Consider the following 16,894-nt stretch of genomic DNA (forward strand, 5'->3'; position numbering starts at 1 on the left):
CTGTGGGACGCGTGTGCGCCTATTGGCGAGCATCGTCATGGCCCGCAGTGGGCCTGATCCTCAGGCCGACGAAAACCACGACGAGGGTCGCCAGAAACACCGCGGGATAGGTGAATTGGACGGCGAACTCGAAGGCGGGGGAGCCCTCGAACATGAAGATTCCGATGGCCTTGATGCCGCGGTAGTCGGTGAAGTACCAGGCAATCATCGGCGTGGTCACGGCGATCGGGGCCAGCCAACTCCACCAGGTTCGGTGTCGGTTGGCGTAGTCGAGGGCGAGGACGGTCAGCGGAATGCACCACACCCAGTGATGGCCCCACGCGAAAGGCGAGACCATCGGAGTCGCCATTCCACATATCGTCAGGGCCAGCAACGTCTTTCCGGCTGCTTGTGCGCGTGCCGCCACCCACAGCGCCAGGGCGGCGACGACGAGGGCCAGCACCAGCCACACAGCGAAGGGAGGTGTGTTGCCCGGCCACAGTCGAGCCAACGCGCCATGGATCGACTGGTTGGCGGGTGAGGCCAGTGCGCCGATTCGTTCCGAGTCGATCATCGTCGACGTCCAGAATCTCCACGAATCGGCGGGAATGACGATCAGTCCTGCAAGCACGGTCACCGTGAACGCGGCGATCGCCGTGACGGCTGCTCGCCATTGTCTCTGTGCCAGTAGATGAAGCACGAAGAATGCGGGCGTCAGTTTCAGTCCTGCAGCGATGCCGACCCCCACGCCGCGGAGCCGACTGCCCTCGCGGCGGGTGAGATCGAGCAGAACGAGAACTAGTAGAAGCATATTGATCTGGCCGAGCCAGATGGTCATGCGGACGGGCTCGAGCCACGTCAGTGCCACTGCCAATCCGACACTGACGAGATACATTGTTGCGCTTCGATATCCGAGCGCACGCCAGCTCGCGACCACGGCCACGTAGATCAGCAACAGATTGATCGCCTGGACCACCGTCACAGCGCTCGTGACCGAGAGGAGGGCGAGCGAGGCGAAGGCCAACGCCGCGAAGGGCGGGTAGGTGAACGGTAGGCCAATGTCGAACAATGCGAACTCGTAGAGCGGCTCGCCATGCTGAACGACGTACGCACCGTGTCGATAGACGATGGTGTCGATTCCGTTGCCGAACAGACCGAAGGGGGTCGTCCATCCCAAGAAGTAGGCGTGCGCAACGACCGCGACGCACGCGGCGATGGCCGACGCGAGGAACCAGCGCCAACCGAGCCGGCCGACGCCCGTCGCGTGCACTTCCGGCTGCGTCTCCCGGATGGCCGTCTTCTGGGCGTTCCCTGCGCGCACGTCCGAGTCTGACCGCGCGTAGAGCGGCCGGAAACTGGACGTCGTCATGGCCTACACGATAGATCGTTGTACCTGATACAAGGAGCTCGACACGGACAGACCGGTACGTTTTGTCATCGGATTGCTCGGCTCGACGATTGCCTGGGTATCAGGGTGGGGAGTGCTTTGTGTACGGCCGCCGAGTCATCGGTTCCGTTGATCAACAGATCCATCGCGGTGCCGGCGATCTGATCGAACGCGGTACGCACCGACGTCAACGGCACCGGCAGCAATTGGGCGAGAGGAATGTCGTTGTATCCGACGAGGGACAGGTCCACGCCGACGGCCAGATTGTGGCGGTGAGCTGCGGACAACACGCCGAGGGCCAGATTGTCGTTGGCCGCGAAGACCGCGGTGGGACGTTCTGTGGCGTCGAACAATTCGTGTCCTGCGCGCGCGCCCGCTTCGATTCCGTAACCGGTTTCGACAGTCCACTCCGACCTCGGTGACACGCCGGCCTCGTCGAGAGCACGTCGGGCACCCGCGAGCCGTCCGACCGCGCTGGAGGTGAACAGCGGGCCGGTCAGAACCGCGATGTCGGTGTGGCCCAGATCGATGAGGTGTCGAACTGCCAGATACCCGCCTGTCTCGTCGTCGCCGATGGACGACGGACTCTTGCCGTCGGTTCGTAGGACGAGAACGTGCGGAATGCCGTTGTCGCGCAGGTGGCTGGGGAGAGGATCGTCGGTTCGGCTGGTGGCGAGAACGACGCCGTCCACATTGCGTTCGAGCAGGGACTGCGCGGCGTTCCACTCGTCGGTGGGATCGTCGCCACTGGTCGCGACGATGGCGTGATAGCCGTCTTTACCCGCGGCCCGATCGATCGCCTCGAACATCAGGGCCATGACGGTGTCGGACAGGCGGGGAACCAACACTCCGATGGTCGCCGTTGCACCGCGCCTGAGGTTGGACGCGAACGTGTTGCGCCGATAGCCCAGCTGCTCGGCGATCTCTCGCACCCGGACGGCCGTCGCGGTACGGGAGGGGGCGACGCGGTCGTCGAGTACGCGGCTGACCGTCGACACACTGACGCCCGCCGCCTTGGCGACGTCGCGGAGCGTGACGACGTCCGTCCGTTCCGCCGAGAGCCCGGTTCGAGTGGGACGCATCCACACCTCCTTGATCGATCGGCCCGATCGCACGACAGGACCGAACTTACCGATCCCCAGCTGATCGCACATGCAAACGTCCCAGGAACGTTTGCATGAAGTGTTGCATGAGGGGTCGGTGCCGGGTGCGAGCCCTGTCACCTCTCGGTCGGCGAAGTGATGGTTGACACATTCGGGGTCGCGGGTTTAGCGTCATGCAAACGTTCCCGACAACGTTCCCAACCGCCTCTCGAAAAGGACGTCACCATGAATTCACTCGATCTCCGCGGACTCAGCCCGGCACCGATCACGCCCTTCACCCGCGACGGCGAGGTCGACTACGACGCGATACAGCGACTCGGGTCGTGGCTCGGCAATGTCGACGGGGTCAAGAGCCTGGTCGTCCTCGGCCATGCAGGCGAGGGCACGTTCCTCACGCAGGCCGAGCAGGCCAAGGTCATCGGTGCGTTCCGCGATTCGGTGGACGGCAAGCTCCCGATCGTCGCCGGCATCACCGGTGAGGGCACAGCCGTATCGGTCGAGGAAGCCAAGCGTGCAGTCGACGCCGGTGCATCCGCCGGTCTGGTCTACCCGTCGCACGGATGGCTGCGTTTCGGATACCAGGACGGTGCGCCGCAGGACCGGTACAAGGCACTGTACGAAGGCTCAGGCTTGCCGCTCATCCTGTTCCAGTACCCCGACGTCACCAAGGCGACGTACAACCTCGACACCCAGCTCGAAATTGCCGCTCAGGAGGGCGTTTTCGCCACCAAGAACGGTGTCCGCAACATGCGTCGTTGGGATCGCGAGATTCCGGTGCTGCGCAAGGAGAACCCCGAACTGCAGATCCTCAGCTGCCACGACGAGTACCTGCTGCACACCATGTTCGACGTCGACGGCCTGCTGGTGGGGTACGGCGGCCTCGCACCCGAGCCGCTCGTCGAACTCATCGCGGCAGGCAAGGCCAAGGACTACCCGGCCGCGCGCGCCATTCACGACCGTCTGCTGCCCGTCACCGCGAACGTCTACCACCGCGGATCCCACATGGAAGGCACCGTCGCCCTCAAGGAAGGCCTCGTGCACCGCGGCATCCTCGAACACGCCACCGTGCGTTCACCACTGCTTCCGCTCGCTGCGGGTGCCCACGAGGAGATCGCAGCGGCACTCGATTCCGCGAACCTCGGCTCGGTAGTACCTGCGCTGGTCTGACCCGGTCGACGGTCACTCCCTACCCTCGGTGCCCTTCCGTAGTAGCCGCTACGGCCCGGAAGGGTACCGAGCACCACTTCTTTCGGCATGCATCACCGCACACGCGGACCGGGTCGAGTCCGTTCGGTTGGACTGCCGAGCTCTGCATCAGATCCACCCCACGTATTCGCCCCTTGCCACATCAGGCCGACAGCAGACGTGCGCCACGTCGCCGGCTCGAAAAGTGCTTCGAGAAAGGGCTCGCAATGAGTCAGCACCACGCAACACCGGTGGTACCGTCCGCAGCCGTGCGAACTTCGCAAACTCCCGCACCCCGCTCCGGCAAATGGAAAGCCTTCCTGAGCACGATCGCGATGGCCGGCCCCGCATTCATCGCCGGTGCATGGCAATTCGGCCCCGGCAACCTCGCCAGCGCCGTCGAAGCCGGCAGCAAGTACAGCTACAGCCTGATCTGGGTCATCGTGCTCTCGACGGTGTTCATGCTGGTGTACGCGGACATGAGTGTCCGGCTCGGCATTCGCACCCCGAAATCGATGATCAGCTCCGTCAAAGACGTCCTCGGCCAGAAGGTCGGTGTCGCTGCGGGATTCGGCGTCTTCATCATCACGCTGTGCTTCTCGGTGGGTAACGCCGTCGGCTCCGGCCTCGGGCTTTCGATGGTATTCGGCGGATCACCGCTGATCTGGTCGGCAGTGTGTACCGCATTCGTCGGCCTGATCCTGTTGTTCCGCAACGTCTATCGCACCGTCGAGCGCGTCCTGTTGGTCATCGTCGGACTCCTCGGTGCCACGTTCATCATCAGTGCCGTCATCTCCAAGCCCGATTGGTACGAAGCGGTCAGCGGTGTCGTCCCCAGCATCCCCCCGGGAGGAGCGCTCCTCGTCGTGGCCTTGGTGGGCACCAACTTCTCGCTCAACGCCGCCTTCTTCACCTCGTACGGCACCCACGAACGCGGCCGCACCCGCGCGCAGTACAAGCAGACGACCATCGCAGACACCATCCCCGGCATCATCGCTCCCGGAATCATGACGTCTCTGGTAATCATCGTCGCCGCGGCCGTGCTCGGTCGACAGAATGCAGAAGCGCAGACACTCGTCGGCCTCGCCAAGATTTTCGAGCCCATCGCCGGACCCGTCGGATCGACCATTTTTGCCCTCGGCCTGTCCGGTGCTGCCTTCTCGGCCATGGTCGCCAACGCAACCGCCGGCGGCACGATGCTCTCGGACGCACTCGGCAAGGGCCCGTCACCCAGCACAATGACCGCCAAACGCACCAGCGCGGCCATCCTTGCCTGGGGACTGGCCATCACGCTGATCTTCACCAAATCGCCTGTGCAGCTCATAATCTTCGCGCAAGCGTTGACCGTGCTGATCGCGCCGTTCCTCGGCTTCCTGCTCTACGTCATGAGCAACAACCGAGAACTGATGGGCGAACTCCGCAACACCTGGTGGAAGAACATCATTGGAGGTCTCGGCTTCCTCTCCATCCTCTCGCTCTCCGGACTACTAATCTACGAACTCGCGACGCGATAATTCGACTGAAACCCCGGGTGGGTGCTCGACGAGCATCCACCCGGGGCGTTCTGATTTCCCAACCGGATCTTGAAAGCAGGCCTATCGCCGGCCACAGAACTGTGGTACTTCTTGAGTCATGAACACATTCGACACGTCGAAAGGCGCATGAGCGCCCGTAGCTATCCCACCTCCGGTTCCACTACACAGAGGTGCAGATCATGAAGCTTGCCGAGGCCCTCGCTGAACGAGGGGAACTGATCAAGCGCACCGAACATCTGAAGGTTCGGATTCTGGCGAACGCTCGCCACCAAGACGGTGAATCACCGGCTGAGGATGCAGGGATCTTGTTGTCCGAGTACAATTCTGCGCTCGATCGTCTCGAAGTTCTCATCCGTAGGATCAACCGAACCAACAGTGCTGCCGCGGTGCGGGATGGAACCATCACCGATGCGCTCGCGTCCCGCGACGTGCTGCGTATGCGACACAAGGCGATCTCTGCGGCCGCGGACGCAGCATCGGGACGCAACCAGGAGCACAGATACGGCCCACGTCAACTGAGGTCGGAATTGGTCTACGTCGCAGCTCTTCCGGTTGCCGAATTACGTTCTGCCGCAGATGATGTTGCCAAGCAGATTCGGTTGGTGGATTTGGAGATCCAACGCGTCAATTGGGAGTTCGACCTAGTGGAATAGCATGCCAAATGCCGGGTAGTAGGTAGTTTTCGGTCGAGGCGAGCACGTACCGCGGGTCGGCGGTCTTCCGGCCCTTCTCCTGCGTGGTGAGCAGCGTTCCGGGCATTCACTCGGTCACAGTGCAGCTCAGTACAATTCACGCAGAACGGTGCACAGCTTACCGTGCACTACCGTGTGCTGATCGAACGGAAACGAGGGTGGGTAAGGGGCCGCCCGGCATGATGGTTTGCGCCTGTGTTCGCGACTAGTCTGGTCAGAATGACGGCTCTATCGATGTCCCTCAGCCGACCTGCACTTATCGTCGTCGATGTGCAGGCCGGTTTCGACGATACGGAATTCTGGGGTCCGCGGGACAACCCGTCGTGCGAGGCCAATATTGCTGAGCTCGTTCAGTTCTGGCGATCTCTGGCTTGGCCCGTGGTATTCGTTCAGCACGATTCCGACAATCCGCAGTCGCCGTTGTCGCCGACGCAGGACGGGCATCGCTTCAAGGACATGCTCGACGGGACTCCGGATCTGCTCGTTCGCAAACGCGTCAATTCGAGCTTCTACGGAACTCCCGATCTGGACGCCTGGCTACGCGGCGAGGACATCGACCAGGTGGTCATCTGCGGAATCACCACCAATCACTGTTGCGAGACCACCGCGAGGATGGCCGGGAATCTCGGCTACGACACCTACTTCGTCATAGACGCGACGCATACCTTCGATCGCGTCGCGCCCGACGGGACAGTCGTGCCTGCCGCAACACTGTCTGCCATCACGGCAACCAACCTGCACGGCGAGTTCGCGACGGTGATCGAAACGAAAGAAATAACTTCCCGCTGACGTCGCCCCGATTTGATACCGTTCGGTATGGCCGATCGGGGAGCGGTAGCAGGGCTCGCGGGACCCATTGTGCTGCTGTATCTGGGGTACTTCGCGTCGGTGCCCACCCTCTCATCGCTGATCCACGGGATCTTCGACCCACGAATAGACTGGGCCGACACGGGCTTCGGTGAAGTGTTGCTGTTCTCGTTCCTGGTCGTGGGCGGTCTCGCTGCATGTGTTGCGGCAGTTCGCACACTGGCCGACTCTCCGAGGTTCCCAGGAATCGTCGTCACACCGGGGTCGTCGATCGGGCGGAAAGTCGACGCGGTGGTGGTGACACTGATTGCCTACACCGTCGTTGTTCTGGTGTTCGTGACCGCTACCGCGTCAGCCGGATTCCTGGTGCCGCTCATCGCGGCATGGGCTTGCTCCAACACGATTCGGAATTACCGTGAACTGAAGAGTCGACGTCGAGCGTCCGCTACATAGCCCATGAACACCGTGCTGATGCTGATGCTGCTCCTGTCTTTCGTCGTGTTCGCGTACGCGGCATCCGTCGGATTCCGAGGCAGGGCAACGAATCCCGACTACTACGGTGCACGAGTGTCGGACGCGGTGAAATCGACACCCCGACTGCGTGCACGAGCCAATCGATCGGTCGGAATCTGGTGCACGGTCAGTTCCGTGATGGCTGTGGTGCCAATCGTATGGATCGGCTCCGACTTTCACCGTGAAAGAACGACTTGGGAGCTGGCCGGTCTGGCCGCATACGTCTTCGTCGTCGTGGTGGTCGGCACTTACCCGTTGGAGAAGATCAAGAAGTCGTGACGTTGGGATGGTCCAACACCGCGAACGCGGCCGTCAATTGCGCTCGGGCTGCGTCGACTTCGGATGTGTTGCCCGCCAGATGGTGCAGCAAGGCGCGTTGGAAGATCCCGTCGAGCAGGATGTAGGCGGAGGGGCGGTCGAGGGCGGATTCGGAGCCGCGTAGTTCGCAGTACTTTGTCACCACGCGCCAGATCATGTCTTCGCGACGTTCCTCGATGTCCAGGACGTCGCCTCGAAAGGAACCGTCGAACAGGGCTTGGTTGCGGAGGTCGTACCAGAGTCGATGAATTCCGGCATCAGCCACCAGGGTGGCGAAGTACTTCGTCTCGAAGTCCGCGTACAGGCCGGGGGCGTCGACGGCGTTGGCCACCACCTCGTCGTACCGGGTGACGCAGATGGCCTCGTACTGGCGAACTGCGTGGGTGATGAGGTCGAGCTTGTCGGTGAAGTAGTAGTGCAGAACGCCGTGCGAGTACTCGGAATTCTGCGCGATCTCCCGCAACGACGTGCGGGCGTACCCCAGCTCGGCCAGCGTATGGAGCGTCGCCTCGGCCAGCTCGGTTCGCTTGGACTCGAACTTGTTGCGGGCGCGTTCCTCGATGCGCGCGCGCGGATCGACCGTCTGGGTCATGTTCGGTGTCCTTTCCGCGCGGCGTTTCGCTGATCAGTGTATGCCCGAGCCGTTGAAAACCGGATTCTGGGCAGTCGTCAAGAAAAACCTTGACGTGTGTACAAATTCTAACTTAGTGTGATCCGCAGCACACGTCAGAGGGGTGGATGCACACCTGCCTCCGGTGCTTCACGGCTCGATCAACCTCGGCCCGTCCGACGACGGCCGATCACGAGAGGACTCTTCATGCCAACCGACAAGCGCGTCGTCGTCTACGGGGCATCGGGATACACCGGGCGACTGATCTGCGAATACCTGCGCGAGTACAACATTCCCTTCCTGGCCGCCGGCCGCGACGAAAGCCGAGTCAAGGGCATCGTCGACGCCGTCCCCGGCGTCGAGACGGTCGAGTACGACGTTGTGGAGGTCGAGCACACGGCTTCCGCACTGGCAGAGGCGTTTCGAGGAGCCGAGATCGTGCTCAACACGGTCGGTCCGTTCTCGCGGTTCGGACACGAGGTGGCACAGGCATGCATCGAGATCGGTGCGCATTACACCGACACCACCGGTGAGCAGGACTGGATCATCGATGCCGAGAAGAAATACGGCGCAGAATTCGCGGCCCGAAACATCGTTCTGACACCGGGTTTGGCGCAGATGTACAGCATCGGCGAGATCGCAGCCAACATCTGCCTCGAGACCCCGGGTCTCGACACCCTCGACATCGAGGTCTTCTGGAAGGGACATCCGACGGTCGCGTCGACCAACACCATCCTGACCAATGCCGCCTTCTCCAAGGCGTACTACCTCGAACAGAACGAGTACGTGGAATGGCCCGACGACGGGGTGTTCCAGGTGGTCGTGCCGGGCCAGCACGATCTGGGCTTGGCGCTGCCGTGGGGCGGTACGTCGCATCCGGTGTGGTTCAAGAACGATCCCCGAGTCGCGAACGCACGCGCCTACGGCGGGGTGATGAACAAGCCGCTTATGCTCGCCGTGCCTCAGATCATCGCCGGCGCAATGGCGCAGATGGAAGGCAAGACCGACGCCGAGAAGTACGACATCATCGATACGGTGTCGGCGTCGGTGCGCAGTGAGACACCGCCGCGGGAGAATCCCCGTATCAACACCTCCCTCGACTCGGTCTACGCATCGGGCCCACTCGGACGCGTGCACACGGTGATTCACGGCAACTGCAACTACAAGCAGACCGCTCTGCTCAACGCATTCGCAGCGGCACACGTGTTGCAGGGGCCGCCCAAGAAGGTCGGATTCGCCTCGAGCTGCCAGGCGTTCGGACACCGCGAACTGCTCGGCGTGCTCCGCGCCTTCGGTCTGGTGCTCGACCCCGTCGTCACAGCACACAGCTGAGGACCCGGCCGATGCGGCTATCCGACTACCTCGACAAGGGCATGTCCCTGGGCCGAGACGCCCCCTGCCTCACCATGGCTGACACCTCGAAGAGCTACGGCGAGGTGTACGACGACACGGTCTCCATCGCCGGAGCGTTGCAACACAACGGTATCGAGACCGGGGATCGTATTGCGGTGCTCTCCGGCAACGACCCTCTCGCCCTGACCTGCGTTTTCGCAATCTCCCGCGCAGGCGCAGTGTGGTGTCCGATCAATCCGCGAAACGAGGCCGACGAGAATCGACAACTGTTCGATCTGTTCGGGTGCCGACTCCTGTTCTTCCAGAAAGCATTCGCGGATCTGGTCGGCCGCATCAGAGACCAGCTGCCGCAACTGGAATGGCTGGTCTGCCTGGACGGCGACGTGCCGGGAGCACTGTCGTACGACCGATGGCTCGTCGAACACCGCTCGGACTCGGTCGTCGACAGGCGACCGGCCGACGGGCTCGCCATGATCGCCGGAACCGGCGGAACGACGGGAAAACCGAAGGGCGTCAGACTCACCGAAGAGAACATGATGACCTCGACGGCGACGGCACTGATGAGCTACCCGTTCGGGGACCGGCCCCGATACCTCGCACTGGCACCGTTGACCCATTCGGCGGGGGTACTGACATTCCCCATCCTGAGCCTGGGTGGCCACGTGGTCGTGATGCCGGCTCCGGACATCGGCCAGTTTCTCTCGCTCATCGAGCACCACCGGATCACGCACGCATTCTTGCCGCCGACGGTCGTCTACGGGGTACTCGACCACCCCGACCTCGACACGCGGGATCTGTTGTCGCTCCGATGCCTCTGGTACGGGGCTGCGCCGATGTCACCGACACGGTTGGAGGAGGCGCTGACCCGAATCGGGCCGGTGCTGGGGCAGCTCTTCGGGCAGACCGAGGCACCGAACATGATCGCGACGCTCGCACCGGCCGATCACTTCCGGAGTGACGGTTCCATCGCGGTCGAACGGTTGACCTCGGCGGGCAAGCCGACGCCACTGACGACGGTGGCGATCATGAACGAGGACGGCCGCCTGCTCGATCGCGAGGAGCGCGGCGAGATCGTGGTTCGAGGACCTCTCGTGATGCAGGGCTATCACCGGAATCCCAATGCCACAGCCGAAGTCGGCGCTCACGGCTGGCACCACACCGGAGACATCGGGTACCTCGATCAAGCCGGTTACCTCTACGTGGTCGATCGTGCCAAGGACATGATCATCACCGGAGGATTCAACGTGTACTCGGCCGAGGTGGAACAGGCCCTGCTGTCGCATGCCTCGGTGAAGGAATGCGCAGTCGTCGGCCTTCCCGACGACAAGTGGGGTGAACGAGTTACGGCTGCAGTGCTTCTGCGCCCCGGTCGCGACGCGTCCCCCGAGGATCTGATCGCACACGTCAAGGCGCGGATCGGGAGCGTCAAGGCTCCCAAAGAGATTCAGATATGGACCGATCTGCCCCGCTCGAAGGTGGGAAAGATCCTCAAGACCGAAGTACGCAGCACGATGTCTGCACCGTCACCAGCGAAGGGAAGCACAGTATGAGCGAGTTCGAGGGCAAACGAGTCTTCGTCACCGGGTCCGGTGCCGGAATCGGAAAGGCCATCTCCCGGATGTTCATCGAGCGGGGCGCGCGCGTCGTGGTCAGTGACATCGACGAAGGTGTCGCAGCGACGACGGCCCAGGAAATCGGTGCCGAGGGCACCGCCAACTGCGATGTCTCCGACGAGAGCCAGGTACAGGGAGCCGTCGCCGGCGCGGTCGAGATTCTGGGCGGACTGGACATCGTCGTCAACAACGCGGGCATCGAGGTCTCGTCCCCGTTGCTGCAGCAGTCCACCGAGAGTTTCGACAAGATCTACGCCGTCAATGTGCGCGGCACATTCCTGGTGATGAAAGCCGCGATCGGTGCGCTCGTCGAGTCGAAGGGCAACATCGTCAACATCGCATCGCTGGCCGGTGTCGGCGGCACGGCGCTGCTCGGGTCGTACTGCGCCACAAAGGCAGCCGTCATTCAGCTGACACGCGTCGCGGCCATCGAGATGCGTGCCGCAGGAGTACGCGTGAATGCGGTATGCCCCGGGTTCGCCGATACCGCCATGGTCGAACGACTCGTTCCGGACTTCGAAGCGGCAACTCAGATCCCGTTCGGTGATCTGGTCGCCGCCAAGCAGGGACGGCTGGGAACACCTGAGGACATCGCAGAAGTGACGCTGTTCCTGGCCTCGGACCGCGCAACATGGATCACGGGCAGTCACTACATTTTGGACGGCGGCCTCTCGGCGTCCCTGGTGTAGCGCTCGGTGCTCCCCGTCAGCCGAGTGCGACGGGGAGCAGGCCGGGTCGCGTCCGAGATGCGATGTCGGCCAACGCACCCTCCAACGTCGGGTATCGGAAGTCGAACCCGGTGTCGGTCAACACCTGCGGCTCGACCCACCGGCTCTTGAGGACCAGCTCGGGTTCGGTTCGGATCACCCGTGCGCCCAGCTTCAGCAGCCATGCCGGCGTCGCCAGTCCGTGATCGCGACCGAGAGCAGACCGAACCTGGTGCATCAGAACCTCGTTGGTCACCGGGAACGGTGTCGCCACGTTGACAGGTCCGACGATGTTCGAGGTGGCGTACAGATGGTCGAGAGTCCGAGCGACGTCATCGACGTGAACCCAGCTGAACATCTGGCCACCATCACCCATGCGGCCACCCAATCCCACTCGAGCCAGATCGATGATCGGATTGATCGCCCCGCCGCCCGCGCCCAGCACGATCGACAACCGCAGTGCCACTCTGCGGATCGACACGTCGGCGTCGAACAGTTCGCGCTCCCACGACCTGGCCACCTCGACCGAGAAGCCCGATCCCAGTTCGCCGTCCCGTTCGCTCATCGACCTGTCGCGGGCATCGCGATAGATGGTTCCGGTGCTCGCGTTGACCCACAGCGCCGGCGGATTCTGCGCTTGTGCCAAGGCACGCCCGAGCTGGGCTGTCGTCTGAATTCGCGACGACATGATCGCGTCGGCGTTGGCCTTGTTGTAGCGACAGCTCACCGAGCGGCCGGCGAGGTTGACCACCAGATCGGACCCGTTCAGGATCTCGACGAGGCCGCGATGGTCGGACCATGGTGCATCGCTGGACGATCCGCGTCCGACCGTCCTGACGCCGATGCCGCGGTCCTCGTAGTAGCTGCGCAGATACCCGCCGATGTAGCCGGAGGCACCGCACAGGACGACGGTCGATGGTGAATCGGTCATCGACTCAACCCTTCTGGTGAGGTCATTCGTTTCAGGAGAGCGGCGACATCGGCTACCAGGCCGCGCGCTACCGGGAGTCGGGCGAGACGGACCGCCTTGGATACGACGGGCACGAGCCCGTCGACCAGAGTGCGGGTGCGAGCCTGGTTGTCGGACGAATCGGTGACCCAATGCAGCGTGACGCCCATGTAGATCATCCAGAGCAGCAGCGGGAGTGCATCGTTCAGCGACGCGGGTACCTTCTGCTTCGATGCATCCAGAGTGGTGCGCATCAGATCGATGGCCATGGCTCTGGCGTCGGAGGATTCCTCGGAGAACGGACTGGAGCTGGACCTCGTCGGCAGCGCCAGCTGGAGGAAAGCGCCGCCGAACGCGTGATACGGCGTCAGGACGTCCAAGCCGGAATGCAGAACCGCGGCCAGGTTCTCCGACAGCGACCCGCCCTGGGTGATGACCTGCTCCGCACGTTCGCGGTGATCGCGCTGGATCACCACATACAGCTCGTTGACCAGTTCGTCCTTGCCGGCGAAGTAGTAGTACGCATTGCCGAGCGACACGCCGGCCTCGTCGGCTATCCGGCGCATGGTGGTGGCCTGGAACCCCTCTTCGCGAAACAGCCGAAGAGCCACTTCGACCAGCTTGTCGCGCGTCTCGGATGTGCGGGCCATGCGGTCACCTCGTTTTCTGAACGTGTTCAAAAAAGACGGTAGACCCATTTTTGAACATGTTCAAGCGCAATGGCCGGGGACCGACCTGGATACTCGACGCATGCTCAGACGAATGGGAACCTCGCTGATCGGAGGCAAGGGGGCTCAATGGGTACAAGCGCTGAACGCGCGGCATCCGTGGAGTCACAACGACTACTTCCACAGCTGGATTCTCGCCAACCTGCCGAGCCGACGACGCGAGGCACTCGACGTGGGTTGTGGCCGTGGCGGTCTCGTGCACTCTCTCGCAACGTATTTCGATCACGTCACCGGAGTCGACATCGACTCCGACATGCGCCGCCGCACAGGTCTTGCGTGCTCCGACGTCACCAATGTGGCCGTCACCGAACGCCAACTGGACTCGTGGGCGGACGAATCCGTCGATCTGATCACGATGATCGCCGTTCTCCACCACCTCGACATCGACGACACGCTTCGCCACGTCGAGCGTGTTCTCGCGCCGAACGGCCGGCTGCTCGTCGTGGGTATGGCTGCGCCACGAAGTCCCCGGGACCTGCTGTGGGACGCCGTATCCATCGTGACCAACCCGCTGATCGGCTTCGTCGGCCATCCCTGGCCGAGCTCAGCGGGAAAGCCGCCGGCACCCTTCCCGGTCAAGGACCCGGTGCTCAGTTTCGACGAAGTGAAGCGGTCGGTCGACGCGATACTGCCCGGAGCAACGATGCGACATCGCGTCGGATTCAGGCACACCATCGAATGGACGAAGCCTGGGTGATCGGAAGGTTCTCTGCTCTGAGCAGAATCGCCGACCCTCCATGGAATCGAGGCTTAGGCTCCGATCATGGGCGAGGTCATACGAATCGATGAGCGCCGAGCAGCACGCGCAGTGGAACCGCTGTGGCGTGAGGTGGTCGGACGCCGGCTGCGCGAGCGCAGACACTCCCGCGGCGACACACTCGCGGACACGGCGGCGCGCGCGGGCATTGCACCGCAGTATCTTTCGGAGCTCGAACGCGGCCGCAAGGACCCGTCGAGTGAGATCCTTGCGGCCGTCGTCGGGGCGCTCGGCACGTCGATGGCCGAAATTTCAGGTCTGGCGCATCACGACCTGTCCCGCGGCAATGCGACGTTGATGGCTGCCTGACGTCGTCCCTCGAGCACCTGGTCGACGAGGCCGTACTGCAGCGCCGATGGAGCCGTCAACACCAGGTCACGGTCGGTATCGTGCCGAATCTTCGCGGCATCGCGTCCGGTGTGTTTCGCCAGAATCATCTCCATCTCGGCGCGCACCCGGACGATCTCGTCGGCAGCGAGAATGAGATCGGGAATGGTGCCTCGCCCTTGCCCCGCAGGCTGATGCAACACCACCCGGCTGTGCGTCAACGCCGAACGTCGACCCGGCGCACCTGCGGCGAGCAGCACCGCGCCGGCCGCCACCGCCTGCCCCACACATGTTGTGGCGACAGGGGATCCGATGAACTGCATCGTGTCGTAGATCGCCAACATGGCCGCAGTATCGCCGCCCTCGCAGTTGATGTACATCGAGATTTCCTGATCGGGGGAGTCGGCTTCGAGATGCAACAGCTGCGCGATCATCGCATTCGCAACACCGGCATCCAGTGCAGTACCGAGGTACACGATGCGTTCGCTGAGCAGATGCGAATACACGTCGACGACGCGTTCGCCGCGCGAATCACGGGTGACGACATTGGGAATGGTGTACGTACTCATCGGGCCATCTCCATCCCGAACGACACCCGACGCGCAGGCATGACCTGATCGAACGAACTGACGATGGCGTCGACGAACCCGTAGTCACGCGCGGCGTCCGCGGTGAACCAACGATCGTGCAAGGAGTCGTCGAATATTTGTTCTCGTGTCTGCCCGGTGTCGTCGGCGATGAGGCCGAGCACCGTATCGCGGGTATGACGAAGATCGTTGGCCTGCACCTCCACTTCGACAGCAGAACCACCGATACCGGACGAGCCCTGGTGCATCAGAATCCGCGAATGCGGTAGCGCGTAGCGCTTTCCGTGTGTTCCCGACGACAGCAGGAATTGACCGGCGCTGCAGGCCAATCCGAGTGCCAACGTCGAGACGTCGCAGGGAATCAGGTGCATCACGTCACGGATCGCGAGCATGGCAGGCACCGATCCGCCAGGGGAGTGAATCCACAGGGCGATATCGGCCGACGGATTCTCGGCCGCCATCGTCAACAGGTGGGTGGTGAGGACGGTGCCGTTGTCGTCGTCGAGTGGGCCGTCGAGCACGAGGATTCGATGACGCAGCAGTCGGTCACGCAGTTCGGGTGGGAACATTCGGGGTGTCTCGCTCATGATTCGAGTGTGATCACGAATAGCGCTGCATGCCAACGATTCTGCTGTCGGCAGCGACGCTGCTCAGAGCTGCGCGACGCTCGAGGGACAATGGAGGCATGACCACACTCGAATTCTCCGATTCCGTCGTCGTCGCCGCATCCACCGAGGATGTCTATGCCGTCGTATCGGACGTCACCCGAACAGGTGAATGGAGCCCGATCTGCCAGGAATGCTGGTGGAACGAACCCGACGGCGGCGGTGTGGGATCGACGTTCACCGGACGCAACGTCACTCCCGACCGCACCTGGGAAACGGTCTCGACCGTCGCAGCGGCCGAGCCCGGACGCGAATTCGCGTGGGTCGTCGGCGACAACTTCGTGCGCTGGGGATACACACTCGAAGCTGTGGACGGCGGCACCCGGCTGACCGAGAATTGGAACTTCCTGCCCGACGGCATCGCTCTCTTCCACCGCAAATTCGGAGACTCCGCGCAGGAGCAGATCGACACCCGCAGCAAGGCTGCACTCGACGGCATTCCGCGCACCCTGGCGGCCATCAAGCGCATCATCGAATCGGAGTCCTGACAGGTAGGTGCGCTGGCTGTCCCCTTTTCGCGTCGGCGCGCGGAATTCCGCCCGTCGACGCGAATTGTGGACACTCAGCTCTGTAGTCGCGGCTATTCTGTGCCGATGACGTCCACGGTTCTTCAACTGACCACGGTCCTCGAGCCTCGCGGCCCAGCGGCTGCGATCGTGCTGACCGACGCCCAGGTCGCGTCACTCGGCAGCACCAAGACGCCGCCGGTGCGGTTCACGATCGGTGGGCAGACGGTGGCAGGACGTATCGGGCGCATGGGCGGGGAGAACCTGCTGGGCCTGAACAAGAGTGTGCGCTCCACGCTCGGAGTCGAGGCCGGCGACACCGTCGACGTGACCATCGAACTCGATGCCGAACCGCGCACCGTCGAGCTACCGGCCGAGCTCGCCACTGCCCTCGACGCCGACCCCGCGGTGCGCGCCGCATTCGACGCACTGTCTCCGTCGAAGAGAAAAGAACACGCACGATCGGTCGCCGACGCCAAGCGCGCCGACACCCGTGACCGTCGCATCGCGTCGATCGTCGAGGCTCTTCGGCACTGACGTACTACCCGGCTTGAGGGCGCGGGTGCCCGCGTC

At 63.2% G+C, this 16,894-nt stretch carries 20 protein-coding genes; 13 read left to right on the forward strand and 7 right to left on the reverse strand.

Annotation, left to right across the window (positions count from 1 at the left end):
- Nucleotides 1-19: 19 nt before the first annotated feature.
- Both ASH04_RS11080 and ASH04_RS11085 read right to left on the reverse strand, forming a co-directional pair.
- The gene (locus ASH04_RS11080; protein ID WP_082519228.1) at nucleotides 20-1,348 is read right to left on the reverse strand and encodes a glycosyltransferase 87 family protein; all 1,329 of its coding nucleotides are present in this window, start codon (nucleotides 1,346-1,348) and stop codon (nucleotides 20-22) included.
- A 65-nt stretch (nucleotides 1,349-1,413) separates the two neighbouring features.
- The gene (locus ASH04_RS11085) at nucleotides 1,414-2,448 is read right to left on the reverse strand and encodes a LacI family DNA-binding transcriptional regulator (protein WP_032383151.1); all 1,035 of its coding nucleotides are present in this window, start codon (nucleotides 2,446-2,448) and stop codon (nucleotides 1,414-1,416) included.
- A 246-nt stretch (nucleotides 2,449-2,694) separates the two neighbouring features.
- Between ASH04_RS11085 and ASH04_RS11090 the strand changes: the two genes are divergently transcribed.
- The 6 genes from ASH04_RS11090 to ASH04_RS11115 all read left to right on the forward strand — a co-directional run bounded on the left by ASH04_RS11090 (nucleotide 2,695) and on the right by ASH04_RS11115 (nucleotide 7,480).
- Nucleotides 2,695-3,636 carry a dihydrodipicolinate synthase family protein gene (locus ASH04_RS11090; RefSeq protein WP_057473529.1) on the forward strand — a complete coding sequence of 314 codons (942 nt, stop codon included), beginning with the start codon at nucleotides 2,695-2,697 and terminating at the stop codon, nucleotides 3,634-3,636.
- Nucleotides 3,637-3,989: 353 nt separating this feature from the next.
- Nucleotides 3,990-5,168 carry an Nramp family divalent metal transporter gene (locus ASH04_RS11095; RefSeq protein ID WP_032386797.1) on the forward strand — a complete coding sequence of 393 codons (1,179 nt, stop codon included), beginning with the start codon at nucleotides 3,990-3,992 and terminating at the stop codon, nucleotides 5,166-5,168.
- 200 nt (nucleotides 5,169-5,368) lie between these two features.
- Nucleotides 5,369-5,842, forward strand: a complete 474-nt coding sequence (locus ASH04_RS11100) for a DIP1984 family protein (RefSeq protein ID WP_032386796.1) — start codon at nucleotides 5,369-5,371, stop codon at nucleotides 5,840-5,842.
- A 258-nt stretch (nucleotides 5,843-6,100) separates the two neighbouring features.
- On the forward strand, nucleotides 6,101-6,670 hold the full coding sequence (locus tag ASH04_RS11105) for a cysteine hydrolase family protein (protein ID WP_057473530.1): 570 nt from the start codon (nucleotides 6,101-6,103) through the stop codon (nucleotides 6,668-6,670).
- A 27-nt stretch (nucleotides 6,671-6,697) separates the two neighbouring features.
- The gene (locus ASH04_RS11110) at nucleotides 6,698-7,141 is read left to right on the forward strand and encodes a hypothetical protein (protein WP_057473531.1); all 444 of its coding nucleotides are present in this window, start codon (nucleotides 6,698-6,700) and stop codon (nucleotides 7,139-7,141) included.
- A gap of 3 nt (nucleotides 7,142-7,144) precedes the next feature.
- Nucleotides 7,145-7,480, forward strand: a complete 336-nt coding sequence (locus ASH04_RS11115) for a hypothetical protein (protein ID WP_057473532.1) — start codon at nucleotides 7,145-7,147, stop codon at nucleotides 7,478-7,480.
- Here the strand turns inward: ASH04_RS11115 and ASH04_RS11120 are convergent.
- A complete protein-coding gene (locus tag ASH04_RS11120) occupies nucleotides 7,467-8,111 on the reverse strand; it encodes a TetR/AcrR family transcriptional regulator (protein WP_057473533.1) in 645 nt (214 codons plus the stop codon). The genes ASH04_RS11115 and ASH04_RS11120 overlap by 14 nt on opposite strands.
- A 225-nt stretch (nucleotides 8,112-8,336) precedes the next feature.
- On the opposite strand from ASH04_RS11120, the gene ASH04_RS11125 reads away from it, so the two are divergent.
- Genes ASH04_RS11125 through ASH04_RS11135 form a run of 3 tightly spaced genes read left to right on the forward strand, consistent with a single transcriptional unit; the run spans nucleotide 8,337 to nucleotide 11,784 of the window.
- Nucleotides 8,337-9,461, forward strand: coding sequence for a DUF5938 domain-containing protein (locus ASH04_RS11125; RefSeq protein ID WP_032386519.1), 1,125 nt, complete (start codon nucleotides 8,337-8,339; stop codon nucleotides 9,459-9,461).
- A gap of 11 nt (nucleotides 9,462-9,472) precedes the next feature.
- Nucleotides 9,473-11,032, forward strand: coding sequence for an AMP-binding protein (locus ASH04_RS11130; RefSeq protein ID WP_057473534.1), 1,560 nt, complete (start codon nucleotides 9,473-9,475; stop codon nucleotides 11,030-11,032).
- Nucleotides 11,029-11,784 carry an SDR family NAD(P)-dependent oxidoreductase gene (locus tag ASH04_RS11135; RefSeq protein ID WP_027495548.1) on the forward strand — a complete coding sequence of 252 codons (756 nt, stop codon included), beginning with the start codon at nucleotides 11,029-11,031 and terminating at the stop codon, nucleotides 11,782-11,784. The genes ASH04_RS11130 and ASH04_RS11135 overlap by 4 nt, the downstream gene beginning before the upstream one ends.
- A 16-nt stretch (nucleotides 11,785-11,800) precedes the next feature.
- Here the strand turns inward: ASH04_RS11135 and ASH04_RS11140 are convergent, their stop codons facing one another.
- Together ASH04_RS11140 and ASH04_RS11145 are read right to left on the reverse strand one after the other, a co-directional pair.
- A complete protein-coding gene (locus tag ASH04_RS11140; RefSeq protein ID WP_057473535.1) occupies nucleotides 11,801-12,733 on the reverse strand; it encodes a TIGR01777 family oxidoreductase in 933 nt (310 codons plus the stop codon).
- On the reverse strand, nucleotides 12,730-13,401 hold the full coding sequence (locus tag ASH04_RS11145; protein ID WP_057473536.1) for a TetR/AcrR family transcriptional regulator: 672 nt from the start codon (nucleotides 13,399-13,401) through the stop codon (nucleotides 12,730-12,732). The genes ASH04_RS11140 and ASH04_RS11145 overlap by 4 nt, the downstream gene beginning before the upstream one ends.
- Before the next feature lie 100 nt (nucleotides 13,402-13,501).
- On the opposite strand from ASH04_RS11145, the gene ASH04_RS11150 reads away from it, so the two are divergent.
- Nucleotides 13,502-14,176, forward strand: a complete 675-nt coding sequence (locus tag ASH04_RS11150) for a class I SAM-dependent methyltransferase (RefSeq protein ID WP_057473537.1) — start codon at nucleotides 13,502-13,504, stop codon at nucleotides 14,174-14,176.
- Nucleotides 14,177-14,242: 66 nt separating this feature from the next.
- Nucleotides 14,243-14,545, forward strand: a complete 303-nt coding sequence (locus ASH04_RS11155; RefSeq protein WP_045841141.1) for a helix-turn-helix domain-containing protein — start codon at nucleotides 14,243-14,245, stop codon at nucleotides 14,543-14,545.
- Here ASH04_RS11155 and ASH04_RS11160 read toward each other — a convergent pair.
- Both ASH04_RS11160 and ASH04_RS11165 read right to left on the reverse strand, forming a co-directional pair.
- Entirely contained in the window at nucleotides 14,503-15,132 is a 630-nt protein-coding gene (locus ASH04_RS11160) for a ClpP family protease (RefSeq protein WP_032383043.1), read from the reverse strand. The genes ASH04_RS11155 and ASH04_RS11160 overlap by 43 nt on opposite strands.
- Nucleotides 15,129-15,737 carry a ClpP family protease gene (locus tag ASH04_RS11165; protein WP_032383042.1) on the reverse strand — a complete coding sequence of 203 codons (609 nt, stop codon included), beginning with the start codon at nucleotides 15,735-15,737 and terminating at the stop codon, nucleotides 15,129-15,131. The genes ASH04_RS11160 and ASH04_RS11165 overlap by 4 nt, the downstream gene beginning before the upstream one ends.
- Before the next feature lie 98 nt (nucleotides 15,738-15,835).
- Here ASH04_RS11165 and ASH04_RS11170 point away from each other — a divergent pair, with 98 nt between their 5' ends.
- Both ASH04_RS11170 and ASH04_RS11175 read left to right on the forward strand, forming a co-directional pair.
- Complete coding sequence (locus ASH04_RS11170; RefSeq protein ID WP_057473913.1) at nucleotides 15,836-16,303, forward strand: SRPBCC family protein; 468 nt, start codon at nucleotides 15,836-15,838, stop codon at nucleotides 16,301-16,303.
- A 105-nt stretch (nucleotides 16,304-16,408) separates the two neighbouring features.
- The gene (locus ASH04_RS11175; protein ID WP_057473914.1) at nucleotides 16,409-16,858 is read left to right on the forward strand and encodes a YdeI/OmpD-associated family protein; all 450 of its coding nucleotides are present in this window, start codon (nucleotides 16,409-16,411) and stop codon (nucleotides 16,856-16,858) included.
- Nucleotides 16,859-16,894 lie beyond the last annotated feature (36 nt).

The sequence above is a fragment of the Rhodococcus sp. Leaf233 genome, from assembly GCF_001426165.1.
Lineage (GTDB): Bacteria > Actinomycetota > Actinomycetes > Mycobacteriales > Mycobacteriaceae > Rhodococcoides > Rhodococcoides fascians.